Annotated in this window: 23 protein-coding genes and 1 pseudogene; 16 read left to right on the forward strand and 8 right to left on the reverse strand. The window is 62.2% G+C overall.

All coding sequences use genetic code 11. The annotated features are described in order from the left end of the window. Positions 1–111: 111 nt before the first annotated feature. Entirely contained in the window at positions 112–999 is an 888-nt protein-coding gene (locus tag ACF8EF_RS19900) for a MerR family transcriptional regulator (protein ID WP_209966530.1), read from the reverse strand. A gap of 154 nt (positions 1,000–1,153) precedes the next feature. Between ACF8EF_RS19900 and ACF8EF_RS19905 the strand changes: the two genes are divergently transcribed. The 7 genes from ACF8EF_RS19905 (at position 1,154) to ACF8EF_RS19935 (ending at position 6,661) form a co-directional block, all read left to right on the forward strand. Further along, positions 1,154–1,600: a PAS domain S-box protein gene (locus ACF8EF_RS19905; protein WP_339443197.1), complete on the forward strand. Its 447-nt coding sequence runs from the start codon at positions 1,154–1,156 to the stop codon at positions 1,598–1,600. A 104-nt stretch (positions 1,601–1,704) separates the two neighbouring features. Further along, positions 1,705–2,127 (forward strand): nuclear transport factor 2 family protein, encoded by a 423-nt coding sequence (locus ACF8EF_RS19910; RefSeq protein ID WP_209966531.1) that lies wholly within the window; start codon positions 1,705–1,707, stop codon positions 2,125–2,127. Continuing rightward, positions 2,124–2,879 carry an SDR family NAD(P)-dependent oxidoreductase gene (locus tag ACF8EF_RS19915; RefSeq protein ID WP_176684052.1) on the forward strand — a complete coding sequence of 252 codons (756 nt, stop codon included), beginning with the start codon at positions 2,124–2,126 and terminating at the stop codon, positions 2,877–2,879. The genes ACF8EF_RS19910 and ACF8EF_RS19915 overlap by 4 nt, the downstream gene beginning before the upstream one ends. Positions 2,880–2,882: 3 nt before the next feature. Beyond that, entirely contained in the window at positions 2,883–4,130 is a 1,248-nt protein-coding gene (locus tag ACF8EF_RS19920; protein WP_392462405.1) for an NAD(P)/FAD-dependent oxidoreductase, read from the forward strand. Then, positions 4,127–4,936 carry a DUF1365 domain-containing protein gene (locus ACF8EF_RS19925; RefSeq protein ID WP_392462407.1) on the forward strand — a complete coding sequence of 270 codons (810 nt, stop codon included), beginning with the start codon at positions 4,127–4,129 and terminating at the stop codon, positions 4,934–4,936. Before ACF8EF_RS19920 ends, ACF8EF_RS19925 begins: the two co-directional genes overlap by 4 nt. Beyond that, positions 4,911–6,173, forward strand: a complete 1,263-nt coding sequence (locus tag ACF8EF_RS19930; RefSeq protein ID WP_392462409.1) for a class I SAM-dependent methyltransferase — start codon at positions 4,911–4,913, stop codon at positions 6,171–6,173. The genes ACF8EF_RS19925 and ACF8EF_RS19930 overlap by 26 nt, the downstream gene beginning before the upstream one ends. After that, complete coding sequence (locus ACF8EF_RS19935) at positions 6,173–6,661, forward strand: DUF2878 domain-containing protein (RefSeq protein ID WP_392462411.1); 489 nt, start codon at positions 6,173–6,175, stop codon at positions 6,659–6,661. The genes ACF8EF_RS19930 and ACF8EF_RS19935 overlap by 1 nt, the downstream gene beginning before the upstream one ends. On the opposite strand, the gene ACF8EF_RS19940 is transcribed toward ACF8EF_RS19935, so the two are convergent. The 5 genes from ACF8EF_RS19940 to ACF8EF_RS19960 are packed head-to-tail and all read right to left on the reverse strand — an operon-like array spanning position 6,599 to position 9,690. Then, positions 6,599–6,781, reverse strand: coding sequence for a DUF2256 domain-containing protein (locus tag ACF8EF_RS19940; protein WP_080574912.1), 183 nt, complete (start codon positions 6,779–6,781; stop codon positions 6,599–6,601). The two genes, ACF8EF_RS19935 and ACF8EF_RS19940, sit on opposite strands and share 63 nt — an antisense overlap. Beyond that, positions 6,778–8,304, reverse strand: a complete 1,527-nt coding sequence (locus tag ACF8EF_RS19945; protein ID WP_392462413.1) for a cryptochrome/photolyase family protein — start codon at positions 8,302–8,304, stop codon at positions 6,778–6,780. The genes ACF8EF_RS19940 and ACF8EF_RS19945 overlap by 4 nt, the downstream gene beginning before the upstream one ends. Before the next feature lie 8 nt (positions 8,305–8,312). Continuing rightward, positions 8,313–8,618 (reverse strand): DUF6482 family protein, encoded by a 306-nt coding sequence (locus tag ACF8EF_RS19950; protein ID WP_021782287.1) that lies wholly within the window; start codon positions 8,616–8,618, stop codon positions 8,313–8,315. Beyond that, on the reverse strand, positions 8,615–9,151 hold the full coding sequence (locus ACF8EF_RS19955) for a DUF3833 domain-containing protein (RefSeq protein WP_003254010.1): 537 nt from the start codon (positions 9,149–9,151) through the stop codon (positions 8,615–8,617). The genes ACF8EF_RS19950 and ACF8EF_RS19955 overlap by 4 nt, the downstream gene beginning before the upstream one ends. A gap of 2 nt (positions 9,152–9,153) precedes the next feature. After that, positions 9,154–9,690, reverse strand: a complete 537-nt coding sequence (locus ACF8EF_RS19960; protein ID WP_252458348.1) for a chalcone isomerase family protein — start codon at positions 9,688–9,690, stop codon at positions 9,154–9,156. 159 nt (positions 9,691–9,849) lie between these two features. On the opposite strand from ACF8EF_RS19960, the gene ACF8EF_RS19965 reads away from it, so the two are divergent. The 4 genes from ACF8EF_RS19965 to ACF8EF_RS19980 all read left to right on the forward strand — a co-directional run bounded on the left by ACF8EF_RS19965 (position 9,850) and on the right by ACF8EF_RS19980 (position 12,610). Beyond that, positions 9,850–10,341 (forward strand): DUF1543 domain-containing protein, encoded by a 492-nt coding sequence (locus ACF8EF_RS19965; RefSeq protein ID WP_176684060.1) that lies wholly within the window; start codon positions 9,850–9,852, stop codon positions 10,339–10,341. A gap of 78 nt (positions 10,342–10,419) precedes the next feature. After that, positions 10,420–11,190 (forward strand): SDR family NAD(P)-dependent oxidoreductase, encoded by a 771-nt coding sequence (locus ACF8EF_RS19970; RefSeq protein WP_392462415.1) that lies wholly within the window; start codon positions 10,420–10,422, stop codon positions 11,188–11,190. A 95-nt stretch (positions 11,191–11,285) separates the two neighbouring features. Beyond that, positions 11,286–11,978, forward strand: a complete 693-nt coding sequence (locus ACF8EF_RS19975) for a DUF421 domain-containing protein (RefSeq protein ID WP_176684062.1) — start codon at positions 11,286–11,288, stop codon at positions 11,976–11,978. A 92-nt stretch (positions 11,979–12,070) separates the two neighbouring features. Further along, positions 12,071–12,610 carry a type 1 glutamine amidotransferase domain-containing protein gene (locus tag ACF8EF_RS19980; RefSeq protein ID WP_176684063.1) on the forward strand — a complete coding sequence of 180 codons (540 nt, stop codon included), beginning with the start codon at positions 12,071–12,073 and terminating at the stop codon, positions 12,608–12,610. Positions 12,611–12,666: 56 nt separating this feature from the next. Here the strand turns inward: ACF8EF_RS19980 and ACF8EF_RS19985 are convergent, their stop codons facing one another. Further along, entirely contained in the window at positions 12,667–13,191 is a 525-nt protein-coding gene (locus ACF8EF_RS19985; protein ID WP_176684064.1) for a hypothetical protein, read from the reverse strand. 193 nt (positions 13,192–13,384) lie between these two features. Between ACF8EF_RS19985 and ACF8EF_RS19990 the strand changes: the two genes are divergently transcribed. From ACF8EF_RS19990 to ACF8EF_RS20000, 3 genes and pseudogenes are all read left to right on the forward strand, one after another. Further along, positions 13,385–14,242, forward strand: coding sequence for a glucose 1-dehydrogenase (locus ACF8EF_RS19990; protein WP_392462417.1), 858 nt, complete (start codon positions 13,385–13,387; stop codon positions 14,240–14,242). A gap of 37 nt (positions 14,243–14,279) precedes the next feature. Beyond that, a pseudogene (locus tag ACF8EF_RS19995) lies at positions 14,280–14,411 on the forward strand (hemerythrin domain-containing protein); the annotation flags it as partial. A gap of 126 nt (positions 14,412–14,537) precedes the next feature. Next, complete coding sequence (locus ACF8EF_RS20000) at positions 14,538–14,795, forward strand: hypothetical protein (RefSeq protein WP_223271121.1); 258 nt, start codon at positions 14,538–14,540, stop codon at positions 14,793–14,795. Here the strand turns inward: ACF8EF_RS20000 and ACF8EF_RS20005 are convergent. Continuing rightward, positions 14,737–15,678: a GlxA family transcriptional regulator gene (locus tag ACF8EF_RS20005; protein ID WP_176684159.1), complete on the reverse strand. Its 942-nt coding sequence runs from the start codon at positions 15,676–15,678 to the stop codon at positions 14,737–14,739. The genes ACF8EF_RS20000 and ACF8EF_RS20005 overlap by 59 nt on opposite strands. Positions 15,679–15,787: 109 nt before the next feature. On the opposite strand from ACF8EF_RS20005, the gene ACF8EF_RS20010 reads away from it, so the two are divergent. Further along, positions 15,788–16,585: an SDR family oxidoreductase gene (locus ACF8EF_RS20010; RefSeq protein ID WP_176684065.1), complete on the forward strand. Its 798-nt coding sequence runs from the start codon at positions 15,788–15,790 to the stop codon at positions 16,583–16,585. Positions 16,586–16,736: 151 nt separating this feature from the next. Beyond that, positions 16,737–17,744: a zinc-binding alcohol dehydrogenase family protein gene (locus tag ACF8EF_RS20015; RefSeq protein ID WP_392462419.1), complete on the forward strand. Its 1,008-nt coding sequence runs from the start codon at positions 16,737–16,739 to the stop codon at positions 17,742–17,744. The last annotated feature ends 3 nt before the right edge of the window (positions 17,745–17,747 follow it).

Below are 17,747 nucleotides of genomic sequence, written 5' to 3' on the forward strand. Positions count from 1 at the left end.
CTTTGAACAATGCGCCGTATCGGTTCAGCGTAGGTTTAATGACGCTTAGAGAGCGTAGACGCGGTTACGGAACTGTGCACCTCACCACCTTGGCAGGGCGCAGGGCAGAGATCAAAGGTCCAGCGCCCCTCGGAGCAAGGCGTCAAGCACGCGCGCGACGTCAGCACCATGCTCGTCCAGCAGGCACACCGGCAGCCCGTGCAAGGCCGCCTGCACACCGGCCAGCCCCTCGCCTGTCAAGGCCAGCGGACAAGCAATTTCCATCTGCAGCGAGCGCAGGCGCTTGGCCAAGGCAGGGCTCACCGGTGGCTGCAGCGCGATCACCAGTGCCGCAGGCTGCATCGCCGCACACAGCAGCGGGAGCTCTTCCAGGGGCTGCCCGCAGCCGAGCACTTCGATGCGTTGTTGCTCACTGCTCAACAGCAGCCCGGCGCACAACACCTGGCATTCGGCTTGGCCCTCGGTGCCTGCCAGCAGTACCCGTGGGGCGTCGGCCTGGTTCATCTGCAAGCGCAGCAGCAGCCGGGCGCGCAAGAACGTATCGAGAAACAACCATTGGCTACGCTGGCCTGGCGCAGTGCCTGAAGCCAGGTCATGCCAAACCGGCATCAGCACGTCCCGCAGCACCGTGGCCTTTGGCAAAAGTGTGAACAGCTGTCCATGGATCGCTTCCAGCGCCTGCGCATCGAATGCCCTGGAAGCGCGCGCAACGGCGGCGCGCCAGTCGTCAAAGGCCGAGGGCTGCTGCACAGGCGCCTCAGGCTGGCCGGCGAGCCTGTCGCCAACCTTGCTGATGGGCAGGCCGTTGGCGGTCCAGCGCAAGATGTCGCGTATGCGCTGCACATCCTGGGCGGTGTACAAGCGATGGCCGCCCTCGGTGCGCTGCGGGCGAATCAACCCATGACGCCGCTCCCAGGCACGCAAGGTCACCGGATTGATGCCGGTCAGGCTGACCACATCGCGCATGGGTAGCAATTCGGGTGGGGTGGCGTCGGTCATAACGAGGTGTCATCCAGGGGGTGATACATTCTAAACCCAGATGCACCTTCTGCGGCGAGCCTCCTTGGTTCATCATGCAACAAACGGCGCCAAAAGCTTCTGCACCGGAAGCCTTTGGCGCATATCGCATACGAAATATCTGTAGGTGAGCCCCATGATCAACGCAAAACTCCTGCAACTGATGGTCGAACATTCCAACGATGGCATCGTTGTCGCCGAGCAGGAAGGCAACGAGAGCATCCTTATCTACGTCAACCCGGCCTTCGAGCGCCTGACCGGCTACTGCGCCGAGGATATTCTCTATCAGGACTGCCGTTTCCTTCAGGGCGAGGATCACGACCAGCCGGGCATCGCAATTATCCGCGAGGCGATCCGCGAAGGCCGCCCCTGCTGCCAGGTGCTGCGCAACTACCGCAAAGACGGCAGCCTGTTCTGGAATGAGCTGTCCATCACACCGGTGCACAACGAGGCGGACCAGCTGACCTACTACATCGGCATCCAGCGCGATGTCACAGCGCAAGTATTCGCCGAGGAAAGGGTTCGCGAGCTGGAGGCTGAAGTGGCGGAATTGCGTCGGAAGCAGGGCCAGGCCAAGCACTGACAAAAAAACCTATACAAGACCGTTGACTTGTATAGATAAAGGCTTAGGCTTCAGTTATACCTGTACAACAACTCAATTTTGTACAGGATTGCCTGGAGCCCAGTATGTCTGCGTACCTACAGCAATTCGCCGAGCGCTTCGCCTGCCTCGATGGGGCTAGCCTCGACACGCTGGATAAACTGTACAGCGACGATGTCACCTTTCGTGACCCCCTGCACCAGATACAGGGACTGCAGGCCCTGCGCGCCTACTTCCAGCAGTTGTACGCCAACGCCACCGATATCCGCTACACCTTCACCAGCGCCGACGAGGTAAAGCCCGGGCAGGGCTACCTGCGTTGGACACTGCAGTTTTGCCACCCGCGCCTGGCCGGCGGCCAGCCGATCACGTTGCAAGGCTGCAGCTGCCTGCATTGGCGCGACCGTGTGCATTTTCACCAGGACTATTTCGACGCCGGCGCCCTGCTTTATGAGCACCTTCCCGTCATGGGCACTGCGATCCGCTGGCTCAAAGGCAGGCTGGCATGAGCCGCTGCTGGCTGACCGGCGCCAGCAGCGGGATCGGTGCCGCGCTCGCGCAAGTCCTCCTGGAGCAAGGCCACCAGGTGGCCTTGGGCGGGCGCAACGCCGACCGCCTTGCCCCGCTGGCCGAACGGTTTCCTGGGCAGGCATTGCTGGCCATTGGCGATCTTGACAGCCCGGAGCAGGTCGCCGGCATCGCTGCGCATATCGAGCAGGCCTGGGGAGGCCTGGACATGGCCATTCTCAATGCCGGCACCTGCGAGTACCTGGAGCCAGGGCATTTCGATCCGGCGTTGGTCGAGCGCGTCATGCGCACCAACCTGCTGGGCGTCAGCTACTGCCTGGCGGCAGCACTGCCCTTGCTTCGCGCCGGCCAGCGCCCACACCTGGTGGTGATGGGCAGTTCGGTGACCTGGTTGGCCTTGCCCCGCGCTGGCGCCTATGGCGCGTCCAAGGCCGCGGTGCGCTATCTGGTGGAGTCACAGCGAATCGACCTGGATCGCGAGGGCATCGCGGTCACCCTGGTAAGCCCAGGCTTCGTGGACACACCACTGACCCGCCGCAACGATTTCCCCATGCCACAGCTGTGGTCTGCGCAGCGTGCCGCCCGGCATATCGCCAGGCGCCTGCCCCGCCGCCCCCTGGAAATCAACTTCCCCGGCCTTTTCACCTGGGTGTTGCGCCTGCTCGGGGCGCTGCCCGCGCGCGTGCGCCTGGCGCTGGGCCAACGCCTTGCCCGTCATGAACAGGAAAGATGATCCATGCGTATAGCAATCATCGGCAGTGGCATCGCGGGGCTGACCTGCGCCCATTTGCTGTCACGCAAACACGAAGTCACGGTTTTCGAGGCCGAGCAATGGGTCGGGGGCCACACGCACACCCTTGATGTGGTCTGGAAAGGCCAGCGCCATGCAATAGATACCGGTTTCATCGTCTTCAACGACTGGACGTACCCGAACTTCATCCGCTTGCTCGACCAGCTCAAGGTTCCTTCGCAGCCGACCGAGATGAGCTTTTCCGTGCATGACCCGATCACGGGCCTGGAATATAACGGCCACGACCTGAACACCCTGTTCGCCCAACGCAGCAACCTGGTGTCCCCAGGGTTCTGGGGGATGATCCGGGACATTCTGCGCTTCAACCGTCAGGCACTGGCCGACCTGGACAACCAGCGTATCGATGCCAGCACCACGCTGGGCGCCTACCTTCAGGCGAAACGCTATGGGCAACGCTTCATCGATCATTACATCGTGCCGATGGGGTCGGCGATCTGGTCGATGTCTCGCGCAGACATGCTCCACTTCCCGCTTGAGTTCTTCGTGCGCTTCTGTCGCAACCACGGCTTGCTGTCAGTCAACCAACGCCCACAGTGGCGGGTGATCAAAGGCGGCTCACGCAGCTATGTCGCGCCGCTGTGCCGACCGTTCGCTGAGCACATTCGCCTCAACTGCAAGGTTTACCGGGTCGGCCGCGACGAAGGTGGGGTGACTCTTGTGAGCGCGGCCGGCACCGAACGTTTCGACAATGTGGTGTTCGCCTGCCACAGCGATCAGGCCCTGGCACTGCTGGAAAGCCCCAGCAACCAGGAGCGCGCCGTGCTCAGCGCGATCGATTACGCCAGCAACGACGTGGTGCTGCACACCGATACCCGTCTGCTGCCACGCCGCCAGCGCGCCTGGGCCAGCTGGAACTACCGCCTGGGCGGCCCCGAGCAGGCTCCCGCCGCGCTGACCTACAACATGAACATTCTGCAAGGTATCCAGGCACCGACAACTTTCTGCGTGAGCCTCAACCAGACCGCACTGATAGACCCGGCGCAGGTCATCGCCCGCTTCCAGTACGCCCATCCCCAGTACAGCGTTGCCGCGTCCGCCGCGCAAGCGTGCCAGGAGCAACTGCAGGGACAACAGCACAGTTACTTCTGCGGCGCTTACTGGGGCAATGGCTTTCATGAAGACGGGGTGGTCAGCGCACTGAAAGTGGCCGCGCATTTCGGAGAGCAACTGTGAACAGCAGCCTCTGCCTGGGCTGGATCAGCCACCGTCGGCTGACGCCGCGGGCCCACGCTTTCCGCTACCGGATCGGCATGTTCTACCTGGACCTGGACGAACAAACCTGGCTGATGGGCCTGTCACGCTGGCTGGGGCGCTGGCGCCTGGCGCCGTTGTGCTGGCGCGAGACCGACTACCTGCCCGCCCAGACCCGCCAAGGCGAATCGCTGGCCCAGGCTGCACGCTTGCTGGTCGGGCAGGCGACGGGGCATATGCCCGAAGGCCGGGTACAGCTGCTCACGCAACTGCGGTGCTGGGGGCTGTCGTTCAACCCGGTGAGTTTCTATTTCTGCCATGACCGCGATGGGCGCCTGACCGCGATCCTGATGGAAGTGCGCAACACGCCCTGGCGTGAACGCTTTCACTACGTGCTACCGGTGCAAGACGACCTTGCCAGGCCCTTCAGCGTCGGCAAGGCCTTCCATGTGTCGCCGTTCATGCCGCTGGACATGGACTATCGCCTGCGCTTTTTCCTGGACGCGCACCATGTGCGCATTCACATGCAGAACTGGCAAGGCGGCACAAAGGTGTTCGAGGCCGACCTCGCCCTGCGCCGCACGCCACTGGATGGAGCAGCGCTGCGTCGTTATGTCCTGAACTTCCCATGGATGAGCCTGCGCACTGTCTCGGCCATCTACTGGCAAGCGCTCCGCCTGTTGCTCAAACGCACGCCCGTGCATGACCACACCGCCTGCCAGGGTGACCTGGCGCTCGGCCAACCTTGCGAGGACCTTGATGATGTCGAATCCCACCCTGAGCGTTAGCAAGTTCGCAGGCCTTGCGCCCCTGCTCGGCGGGCTGGCACGAAGCGCCGTGCTCGCCCAGTTGGGCAAGCTGCGTCACGGCCACCTGCGCCTGCTCAGCCACGGGCAGCAATGGAGTTTCGGTGATGCCGAAAGCCCCTTGCAGGCGGAGGTGGAAATCCTCGATGACGCCACCTGGAGCCTGATCGCCGGCAATGGCTCGATCGGCGCGGGCGAAGCCTACATCCACGGCTATTGGCGCAGCCCCGACCTGGCGCGGGTGACCCGCCTGTTCGTCGCCAACCTCGAAGTGCTCGACGCGCTCGAGGGCGGCCTGGCCCGCTTGGGCCGCCCTGCCCTGCGCCTGCTGCACCGGCTCAACCGCAACGACAAGCGCGGTGCCCGGCGCAATATTCTGGCCCACTACGACCTGGGCAATGCCCTGTTCGAGCGGCTGCTGGACCCCACCATGATGTATTCGGCTGCGCAGTTCGAACACCCTGACCAATCACTGGAGCAGGCCCAGTTGCACAAGCTGGAGCGCATCTGCCAAAAACTCGAGCTGAGCCCTGAGGATCACCTGCTGGAAATTGGCAGCGGCTGGGGCAGCCTCGCTATCCACGCAGCCACCCGTTACGGCTGCAGGGTCACCACCACAACGCTCTCCGAGGCGCAGTACAGCCATACCCTGGAGCGCGTCAAGGCCTTGGGGCTGGGGCAACGCGTGCAAGTGCTCCGCGAAGACTACCGCGACCTTCAAGGCACGTTCGACAAATTGGTTTCGATCGAGATGATCGAAGCGGTCGGCCATCGCTACCTGCCGGTGTATTTCCGCCAGTGTGCTTCGCTGCTCAAGCCTGAAGGCCTGATGCTATTGCAGGCGATCACCATCCGCGACCAGCGCTATGCCCAGGCGCAGCGCTCGGTCGACTTTATCCAGCGCTACATCTTCCCCGGTGGCGCCCTGCCTTCGCTGAGCGTGTTGCTCGACACCGCCAGCCGGCACACTGGGTTGAACCTTGTGCACATGGAGGATTTCGGCCTGGACTATGCCCACACCCTGCGACACTGGCGCGAAAACCTGCGTCAGGCACGCACTGCGCTGTCGGACCTTGGCTACGACGACATGTTCCAGCGCCTGTGGGAGTTTTACCTGTGCTACTGCCAGGGCGGTTTCGAGGAACGTACCATCGGCGTAGCGCACCTGCTCTGGGCAGCCCCCCAAGCACGCCGCGCGCCCTTGCCTGGCGGTGCCTGATGCCCAGCCGCTGGCTGATCGCCAATGCCCTCTGGCTGCAAGCCGGCTGGTGGGTCTGCGTGCTGGGCGCCGAACGGCCCTTGTTGTTGCTGCTGGTGATTCCTGGCGTGGCCGTGCACCTGCGCCTGTGCCCGGACGTCAACGCCGAGGTCAAGGCGCTGTTGCGCGTCACCTTTGCCGGGTGCGTGCTCGACAGCGTGCTGGGAGCACTGGGCGTGTTCGGTTTCGACGCCTGGCCCCTGCCGTTGTGGCTAGCGCTGCTGTGGTTGGTGCTGGCCAGCGGGATGCGTCACAGCCTGGCATGGGCCGGCAGGCACTGGCGAATCGGCGCACTGCTGGGGGCGCTTGGCGGCCCCCTGGCCTATGTAGGTGGCGCCAGGCTGGCAGATGTCGCCTTGCCATTGGGCGCGCTGGAAACCGGCCTGCTACTGATGCCGATATGGGCTTTGGCCCTGCCCCTGCTGGCGCGCATCGCGGCGCGGCGCTGACCGGCGACATCGCTCGGAGCAGTAGCGCACCTGCTCCCAACAGCGTGCCCAGCGCTTGCGCCAGGTGAACGGCCGGCCACACACCACGCAAACCTTGCTGGGCAGAAGGCTCTTTTTCATAACGCCTGCCCCGCATCGAGCCGCGCCAGCAATGACTGGCCACGTTGCCACACGGCATCGCGACGGCCAGCGGGCATGCCATCGAGGCTGCGATAGACCAGAGCCAGGCGCGGGTTAGCCGAGAGCTGGGGGCGATGGCGAATGAGAAAATGCCAATACAAGGCATTGAACGGGCAGGCCTCCTCTTCGGTCACCTGGTCGACCCTGTAACTGCAAGCCTTGCAATGGTCGGACATGCGCTGGATATAACGACCACTGGCGCAGTACGGCTTGGACCCCAGGTAGCCGCCGTCGGCGTGCATCACCATGCCAAGCGTGTTGGGCAGTTCGACCCACTCGAAGGCATCCATGTAGACCGCCAGGTACCACTCACAAATCTCGGTTGGCACGATACCGGCCAGCAAGGCGAAGTTGCCGGTAACCATCAACCGCTGAATATGGTGAGCGTAGCCCAACCGCAGGGTCTGCCCGATGGCTTGCGCCATGCAGCGCATGCGGGTGCGCCCGGTCCAGTAGAACGCTGGCAGCGCCCGGTCGTTGTTCAGGTGATTGAGCCCGGCATACGCCGGCATGCGCTGCCAATAGATGCCGCGCACATACTCACGCCAGCCGATCAGCTGGCGAATGAAGCCTTCGGCGGCATTGAGCGGCACACGCCCCTCGCGCCAGGCCTTGTCGACGTCGTCGCACAGACGACGCACATCCAGAAGGCCGATGTTGAGCGCCGCACTGATGCGCGCATGAAACAGGTACGGCTCACCTTCGGCCATCGCGTCTTGGTAGTCCCCAAAAGCCGCCAGGCCGAAATCCAGGAAATGCTGCCAGAGCTGTTGTGCCTCGGCGTGGGTCACGGGGTAGTCGAAACCGTCGACGCCCCCGTAGTGATCGCTGAAGCGCTGGCGCACCAAGGCCACCACCGCTGCCGTGATGTCGTCTGGCGCGAAATGCGCAGCGAACGGGCCACGCAGCTGCCGTGGCAATGGCTTGCGATTGTCGCCATCGAAATTCCAGGCCCCGCCTGCCGGGCTGCCGTCAGGCTCCATGAGCAGGCCGGTTCGCTTGCGCATGCCACGGTAGAAGTGCTCCATACGCAGCTGGCGACGTTCTGTAGCCCAGCGCCCGAAGGCTTCACGGGAGCACAGAAAACGCGTGTCGCGAAACCACACAAGCGGCAGCGCAGCATCACGCAAGGCCTGCTCCAGGCGCCACTCCCCGCACTCGGTCAGGTGGATGTGGGTGGCGCCCAAGGTTTGTTGCCATCGACGCAACTCACCCACGATGCTGCCGCTGTTACCCTCGGCGTCCAGCTTGACATAGTACACCTGCCATCCCCGTTCACGCAGGGCCTGGGCAAAATGGCGCATGGCGCTGAAGATGAGAACGATCTTCAGCGGATGATGCGGTATGTATCGGGCCTCCCCCTCCACTTCCGCCATCAGGACCGCATCGCGAGCAGGGTCCAGGGACGCCAGACTTGCCAGGTCGAACGACAGTTGGTCACCCAGCACCAGGCCCAGGCGCATCGTCCGGACTACCACTGGCTGGTGAGCGTTACCGGTACGCGCAGCGGCGCGATGGGACCGTCACGTTGCCCGCACATCTCATCGTGCACCACCTGCTGCACCAGCATGCACGGCACCGGCGGCAGGTCGGCCAGCAACTGCCGCAGTTCGGTCGTGGAGCGCACGCGCACGGGCTGCCCCTGGGCATCGCTCAATGTCACGGGGCCGGCGTCGGTCAGGGCACGCAGGAGGTAGAAGCCCCCCTCCAGCGACAGCAGTTCAAGTTCCTTGGCTTCGCCGGTCGAAACCAGCTGGGTCAGCGCGTTCAGGTTCATGGTGTGCCCTCTGGCAGGCGGCGGAAGAACAAGGTGATCTGGCCAATCTCCACGCCCAGTTTGCTCATGCTCGAGCGGTTGATCAGGGTGTCGTCATCCATGAGGTACATCCAGTCGTCCAGGTCTACCTGCCAGTGCCGCCCGTCGACTGGCAGATCCAGTTGGTAACGCCATCGCAGCGCGTTGCCCGCCACTTCCCCACGCGCCTCGCCGATCACGTCCCCCGCTGTTCCCCGCCAGCGCCCGGGGCCGTCCGGCACCAGCGTCCAGGTACGCTGCTGGCGTGTGCCATCGCTATAGAGGAAATGCTCGTCGAGGATCAGTCGTTCACCTTCGCGTCGGCTGTCGATGCGCACATGGAATCGCTTGACCACCTCACCGGAACGCTTCTGGAACATCCCCCACGCCTGAACCGGGCGCGAGAAGAACGCCGCCAGGTCCAGCTTCGGCTGCTCCTGGGCATAGTGCTCAATACCGACATTGCCACAACTGCCCAGAAGCAGGCAGGCAGCCAGCAACAGCGCTTTGTACATGTTCAGGCTCCTCGGTCATCGCCAGCCAGCCCAAGCAGCCGCTGACGCAATTGGGGGTCTCTGGCCCGGGGGTCGAGCCAGATGGCGAAGAAGGCCCGGGCGAACACCGGATCGTCGATCGCGTGGCTCAGTTTGCCGTCGACGTAAAAGCGGCAACCCTGCCCCGGCAGGTACAGGCCCGTGATGCGCATACCAGGGCTCACGTCCACGAATGCCTGCTCTATCGCCCTGGTCCATGCCGCGCGCTGCTGCGCCGTCATGCTGCCGCCATCCAGGCGTTGCATTTCCTTGAGGCTGGCCTTGACCAGCGTGTCCCTGGACAATGACCGGTGATAGAGCAGCTCAAGGGCGAACGGCTGGTTCCAGCCCTGAACCGGGCCAACTGCCCATAACCGGGCGGTATACAGCCGCAGGCCGAACCAGGTGAAATCACCGGCGCCCAGCCGTTGCGCCGCAGGCAGCTCCGCTCGCCAGTCTGCCGCCGACGACATGGCGGCTAGCAGCAGGCACAAACAGGTCCAACGTGCGGGGTGCGCCATTCTGACCTCGAGGACTTCGGGAAATATTATACAATAGTAGACTCTTGTACACATATTTGCTGGGGCATGTACAGATTTCAATGCCGAGCATGCACATTTCTGCAAGCCTCGCGCCCCGTTATCGAACACCCATGAAAGTCGAGATAGAAGGAATTGCTCATGCTGTACGTCGTCATGCTCGGTGGACGCCACCCACGGGCGAATATCGAGGTCCACGACGTGGTGTTCGCGCAGGCGGACTCACTTGAACAGGCCTACCCATATCTGCGCCAAGCCTGGTTCGGGAGCCGAACGGGCCTGCACATCGACGCGTGGATGGAAGTCGACGGTATTGACCGCTACCGCGTCGCGTTCAGCCAGGTAGCGCCTGGCCCACACGATCCCAGGTTGTTCTTCATCAACCTGGGCGGCTACGAGCCCGGGGTGTTTGGCGAGGCACACCGCTACCTGCTGGTGGTGGCGAAGGACAAGGCCGAGGCCAGGCAACTGGGCAAACAGCGCCTGCAGGCAGACTGGCTCAAGCCGCATACCGACGCGGTACTGGACGTCGACGATTGCCTGCCGATCGACTGGGTGAACGACCGTTACGTGCACTTGATCGAAGGGCCCCATGCCGGCTTACGGCAGTACAGTGACTATATCCTGCTGTGAGCTCACCCCTGCCAGGTGCAAGAACGTTGGCAGGCATCACAGGACGAGGCGCCAGCGCCCAGCCAAGAGGACACGCCGATGAGCCTGATCAACGACCTTCACACACCCGCCAACGTGCTGGTCTGCGGGGCCAGTGAAGGGATTGGCCTGGCATTGTGCACGCAGCTGCTGGCGCGCGATGACATCGGGCTGGTGTTCGCCGTTTCGCGACGAGCCACCACCAGCCCTGCGCTGGATACCTTGTTCAAGGAACACGGGCGACGGTTGGTTCGCCTCGACTGCGACGCCCGGTCCGAGCAGGCACTGCAAACACTGGCTGCGCAGGTGGGCGCCTGCTGCGACCAGCTGAACCTGGTCTTCAGCACGCTTGGCGTGCTGCAAGAAGGCCCGGCACGGGCTGAAAAAGCGCTGACCCAGCTTGATATGGCGGGGTTGCTGAGTAGTTTCACAACCAACTGTTTCGCCCCTGTTCTGCTGCTCAAGCACTTGCTGCCGCTGCTGCGTCGGCAACCGATGGCCTTCGTCGCCCTGTCTGCGCGAGTCGGGTCGATAGGCGACAATCACCTGGGTGGCTGGTACAGCTACCGTGCCAGCAAAGCCGCGCTCAACCAGCTTCTGCGCACTGCAAGCATCGAGCTGAAGCGACTGAACCCCGCTTCAACGGTACTTGCATTGCATCCCGGCACCACCGACACCCAGCTTTCCCGACCCTTTCAGGGCAACGTGGCGCCGGACAAGCTGTTCTCGCCCGCGTTTGCCGCCACCTGCATCCTGGCGCTTGTGAGCCGTCACGGCCCGGCGCAGAGCGGAACGTTCTGGGCGTGGGATGGCACGCCGATTCCTTGGTGACGTGCACGGAGAGCGCCCGGCCAAGTTGATGAACCAGGCATGCGCGAGAACGGTCAACCCTTTATCTGAAACCGGCAGAAGGAAGGGTGGAACGAATGGTTTCGTTTGATCTGCAACGGATGCTGATAGGCGACTTTCCTTTTACCTTTCTGCTGGAAGTTGCCGTGCGTGTTTCAGCGGCCTTCCTGGCCGTGTTCTTTTTTCTGAAGTTCAGTGGCCGTCGCGGTATCAGACAGCTGTCCCGGTTCGAGCTCGTGGTCATTCTCACCCTGGGCTCAGCGGCCGGCGATGTGACCTTTTACGAAGATGTACCGCTGCTTCCGGTGGCCGTGGTTTTCCTCACACTGTTCATGCTTTACCGAGGAACGGTCTACCTCATGAGGCGAAACAGAACCTGCGAGGCCTGGATCGACGGGCTGCCAGTCACGGTAGTGAAAGATGGCATGTACGAAATCCATTCGCTGCGTCACCTGAACATTTCACCGAATGAGCTGTTCATGGAACTACGCCAACAAGGTGTCGAGCATCTGGGCCAGGTTCGGCTGGGCCTTCTGGAAACCGATGGCGACCTCAGCTTGTATTTCTACGACCAGCAAGACACACGCCCCGGCCTCTCAGTGCTGCCGTTCGAGCATCGCCCAGAGTACAGATCACCGCCTGGCGCCGGGTTGCATTGCTGTGTGAGCTGTGGTTTTCCGGCCTACCATGAGCCTCACGACACCCTGGCGTGTTCACGTTGCGGTCATACGGTCTGGTCGCCTGCATTGGATACCATGCGCAACCGTTAGCAGGTTCTCCCCATACCGCCAAGCATCGAGCAGGAACTTTGCTCGCTGTTTGCAGGCCCTTATGAAAGGCCTATCAGCACGAGGAGAGAATGATGAGTGCACAACTGAACGGCAAGCGCGTGGCCTTTCTGGTCACCGATGGTTTTGAACAGGTGGAACTGACCGGCCCGCGTGAAGCGTTGGAAAACAGCGGCGCAGTGGTCGATATCCTGAGCGAGAAAGAAGGCACGGTACGTGGCTGGAACCATGACGAACCCGCCGACGGGTTCAGCGTGGATGCGACTTTCGACAGTGCACAGCTTGACCTCTACGATGCCCTGGTGCTGCCTGGCGGTGTACAGAACTCGGACACGATTCGCTTGATGCCCGGCGCGCAGAAGCTGCTAAAAAGCCATGATGCGGCCGGCAAGCCGCTGGCGGTCATCTGTCACGGCGCGTGGCTGCTGATATCGAGCGGGCTGGCCAACGGTAAGCGGATGACCAGCTACAAGACCTTGCAAGATGACATTCGCAACGCTGGCGGTACGTGGGTGGATGAACCAGTGGTGGTCGATGGCAACCTCATCACCAGCCGCCAGCCGGATGACATCCCCGCTTTCAATGAGCAGTTGATCAAGGCATTGGCAGGCTAAGCCTGATGCTCTTCAGCGCGTGCTGGCCGCCCATGGCACCGACCAGCACGCGCTGGTCACGCCAGCTGGATGAAAACCGAATAGCTGCCCAGCAAAACCCAGAAGCACAGGAAAATCCAGGGCGTGCGCAAGGAAAACAGCAGCGATTTACGGTGCCCTGCCTGAGAGGTTTCGGCCTCGCAGAACAGCGGCGACTCGTCATAGGCCAGGCCCATCATCGGCTCGCTGCGCAGCAGGTGGCTCTGCTTCATCTGCCAGTGCTCGATAATCCGGAAGGCCGCGCGGATGCCAGGCCAGGCATTCAGTGTACTGAGCACGCCGAGCAGTGCGAGAAAAGCCGGCACCATCAAGGTGAACATCTCGCCCCAGCCTGGGTTCAGGTTGCCCATCGATGACACATAGGCAATCACCAGGAACGACTGGGCAGCAAGATAAGCGTCAGTGCGGTTGGCCAGGATGGTGGTCTCATACTGAATTTCGCGTCGATAGAAATCCAGTCGCTCTTTGGGCGTACCGAACATCCTCTCGCTCGTCTGGTCGATCTCATGCTCCGGCGTGGAAGGCGTGATGATTCGAGGCACTGCAGGCTCCTTGATAACGTGGGCCTCACCCATGCCAGCAAGCCCCGTCAGCGGTAGAGCCAGGCGGTTGGTAAAAATTCATTGGAAGTGGGTGCATCAACCGCTCGTCGCTCAGCACGAAGATCCACTTCAACACTGCCTTGGCGCGCCTTTCGAACGGAAATGAGCGTTTCAACCTGCAGGAGCTTCCAGCATGAGCGACTACCCTACCCCTCCATTCGCCTCCCAACCGCAAAGCGTTCCAGGTTCCCAGCGCAGGATGGAGCCGTATCCGGACTGTGGCGAGCAGAGCTACACCGGCAACAATCGCCTCGAAGGCAAGATCGCCTTGATAACCGGTGCTGACAGCGGCATCGGCCGTGCGGTAGCGATTGCCTATGCCCGGGAAGGCGCTGACGTAGCCATTGCCTATCTGAATGAACACGAAGATGCGCATGAAACCGCGCGCTGGGTCAAAGCGGCTGGCCGCCAGTGCCTGCTGCTGCCCGGCGACCTGGCACAGAAACAGCATTGCCATGACATCGTCGACAAGACCGTGGCGCAGTTTGGTCGCATCGATATCCTGGTCAACAACGCCGCGTTCCAGATGGCCCATGAAAGCCTGGACGACATTGACGACGATGAATGGGTAAAGACCTTCGATACCAACATCACCGCCATTTTCCGCATCTGCCAACGCGCTTTGCCCTCGATGCCAAAGGGCGGTTCGATCATCAACACCAGCTCGGTCAACTCTGACGACCCGTCACCCAGCTTGTTGGCCTATGCGGCCACCAAAGGGGCCATTGCCAATTTCACTGCAGGCCTTGCGCAATTGCTGGGCAAGCAGGGCATTCGCGTCAATAGCGTCGCGCCCGGCCCGATCTGGACACCGCTGATACCGGCCACCATGCCTGATGAGGCGGTGAGAAATTTCGGTTCCGGTTACCCGATGGGGCGGCCGGGTCAACCTGTGGAGGTGGCGCCAATCTATGTCTTGCTGGGGTCCGATGAAGCCAGCTACATCTCGGGTTCGCGCTACGCCGTGACAGGGGGCAAACCTATTCTGTGAAAGTGCTGCCGGGGCCTGCTGACGCGGGCCTCGGTGCCACATCGAGGAAGAGGAAGAAGAGCTCTTCCCCACCGCGAAAAAACTGCTCGGAAAAGACCAACTGGAAGAGCTGGGGCTCGCCATGCAAGCCCAGAAAAAACTGCTGAAGGGTGAGCAACGGGCCGCGTGAATCAAAGGCGCCAGGCCAGGTCGGGCACGATCGACCCGCCCTGGTGCCATGGGTTAATGTTGGGGACTCGCTTCGATGGAGAGCTGGATCGACTTGCTGGAGTGGCCGGCCATGCTGGTCACGGTGGTGGCAGCCTGGTGCATCGGGTCGCACCGCCCAGGACGGCGCATGGTGGGCTTCTGCTGTTTTATCGCCAGCAACATACTGTGGTCAGTCTGGGGGTGGCATGCCCAGGCCTGGGCTTTGATTGTGCTGCAGCTTGTGTTGTGCGTCATGAACCTGAGGGGATGGCGCAAGAATAAAAGCGCTTCAACGAAAGCGCAGGTCACACTTGCCGAGCATCCCTTCGCACCGCCTGAGGAGGGACGCCAAACCCACGGATGAACACCTCGCGCATGTGCCGGCGGTCCCTGAACCCGGTTTCCTTGGCCACCACCTCCAGGCTGTGCCGGCTCTGCTCGATCATCAGCCGGGCAGCCTCGAGCCGCAGGCCCTCGATGGCCTTGGCGGGTGATTGCCCGGTCTCGGCAGTGAATACACGGGTGAACTGCCGCGGGCTCAGGTGCGCCACCTGGGCCAGTTCTTCCACGCTCAATGGGCGGCTGAGGTGGCCGCGCGCGTAATCCAGCGCGCTCTGGATACGGTCAGTCCTGGGCGACAGCGACAACAGTTCGGAATGTTGGGACTGCCCACCAGAACGGCGTTGATGCATGACCATCTTGTGCGCCACCGACCTGGCTATCTCGTTGCCCAGATCCTTTTCCACCATGCCCAGGGCCATGTCCAGGGCGGCGGTCATCCCGGCGGACGTCCATATCGACCCATCGACGATGAAGATCCGGTCTTCCTCGACGTCGATCTTCGGATGTAACTCACGCAACTTGTTCGCGTAGGCCCAGTGGGTTGTAGCACGCCGCCCATCCAGCACCCCGGCCTGCGCCAGTACGAAACAGCCGGTGCAAAGGCCCGCAGTGCGCCGCGCAGCGTCGACGAAGCCCCGCACGCTGTCCAGCACCTCTTCACCGGGCGACGTCAACGGCGTCAGCGTACCCGTCACCATCCAGGTGTCGGCCAGGCCAGGGGCGGCCAAAGGTAGCGTCTCGACAGACATCCCCAACGAGGAGCGCACCGTGCCGCCACCGACAGAAAAGTTCTCGAGCCTGTAAACCGCTTTGCCGGCGACAAGGTTGGCAAACTCGAACACGGTTTGCGTTGCCAGGGACATGATTTGAAAGCCTTCGGTTAACAAATAGCCGACCCGGTGCATGGTTGAACCCCACTGAGCAATGTCCTGAAACACTACCATATACGTCCTTTAAGACAATAACCGTCTTCTGCATCATGGCTCCACCCACTCAAAGCAACGGAGTATCACCATGGCACAGGCATTCAAAGGCACCGCGCTTGTCACCGGCGCTTCCACCGGCATCGGTTCGCTCTACGCAGAGCAGTTGGCACGCCGCGGTTATGACTTGGTACTGGTGGCCCGCAACCGGGAACGCCTCAACGCATTGGCGGGCCGGCTCACCACCGAAACCCGGCAGAACGTGGAAGTGTTCCCGGCCGACCTGGCCAATACAGATGACCTTGCCAAGGTAGAACGCAAACTGCGCGAAGATGCCAGCATCAGCATGCTGGTGAACAACGCCGGCATCGGCACCCATACCAGCCTGCTGGAAAGCGATGTCGAGCGCATGGCCGAAATGATCAGCCTGAACGTGACCGCCCTCACCCGCCTGACCTATGCGGCTGTACCTGGCTTTGTGGCGCGTGAGCGGGGGGCGATCATCAATATCTCGTCCATCGTCAGCCTGGCGCCAGAACTGCTCAACGGCGTCTACGGCGGCAGCAAGGCGTACGTCACTGCGTTCACCCAGTCCTTGAACAAGGAGCTGGCAGGCAAGGGGGTGCAGGTGCAGGCGGTACTGCCCGGGGCCACCGCCACTGACTTCTGGCAAATCGGCGGCTTACCGGTCGAAAACCTCGACCCCGGCATCGTGATGTCGGCCCAGGACTTGGTGGACGGTGCGCTGCAGGACTTCGACAACGGGGTGCTGATCTCCTTGCCGTCAATGCAAGATCTGCAAGCCTTCGACCAATACGAAGCTGCCCGCCAGGCCTTGTTCGGCCAATTGTCCAGCAACCAGCTTGCACCGCGGTACAGCGCCAGCTGACGGTTGCGCGTGAGGCGCTTAAGCTTGGTAACGAGCGCCTCACACCATTTTCACTGAAGGAGAGAAAGTCTTGCGCTATTTGGCCAGTTTATCGCCTTAATCGAAACGACTAGCCTGAGCTCACTTTTCCCCTACCCAAGAGGTTGCGCCAATGAAGGCTGTCGTTTACACCCAACCCGGTTTGCCGATCCAGGACCCGCAGTCGTTGTATGACGCGCAGTTGCCCGAACCCAAGACGGGAGCCCGGGATCTGCTGGTCGAGGTAAAGGCCATTGCTGTCAACCCGGTCGACACGAAAATCCGCGCGAGCCGCGGCGGTGAGCAACCACAGGTTCTCGGCTGGGATGCGGTTGGCGTTGTTCGCGAGGTTGGGCCAGAGGTCACGCTGTTCCAACCTGGCGATGAGGTTTTCTACGCCGGTGCCATCGACCGTGCTGGCAGCTACAGTGAGCGCCATGTGGTGGACGAGCGTATCGTCGGACACAAGCCCCGCAGCCTGGACAATGCCAGTGCCGCAGCCCTGCCCCTCACCTCCATCACCGCATGGGAGCTGCTGTTCGACCGCCTGGGTGTTGAAGAAAACGGGGGCCAGGGCCAAAGCCTTCTGGTGATCGGAGCCGCCGGCGGGGTGGGCTCGATCCTGGTCCAGCTCGCCAGCAAACTCACGCAGCTGGTTGTTATCGGCACCGCTTCAAGGCCTGAAACCCAGGCCTGGGTCAAGGAACTGGGGGCACATCATGTCATCGATCACACCAAACCGATCCCCCATCAACTGGAAGCGCTCAAGTTGAACCCGGTCGATCATGTGATCAGCCTGACCCATACCGACACCTACCTCCCCCAACTGGTCGAAGTGCTACGTCCACAAGGCAAGCTCGCGTTGATCGACGACCCGGCACAACTGGATGTCATGCCGCTCAAGCGCAAATCCCTTTCCCTGCACTGGGAGCTCATGTTCACGCGTTCGCTGTACCAGACCGAGGACATGATCAAGCAGCATCAACTACTCGATCGCATTTCACAGCTGGTCGATGATGGCGTGCTCAAGACTACCCTCGGTGAGCACTACGGCACCATCAACGCCGAGCACCTCAAACGCGCTCACGTCTTGATCGAGAGCGGGAAAGCACGCGGCAAGATTGTTCTGGAAGGTTTCTGATCG

This window comes from Pseudomonas sp. zjy_15 (assembly GCF_043101865.1).
Lineage (GTDB): Bacteria > Pseudomonadota > Gammaproteobacteria > Pseudomonadales > Pseudomonadaceae > Aquipseudomonas > Aquipseudomonas putida_Y.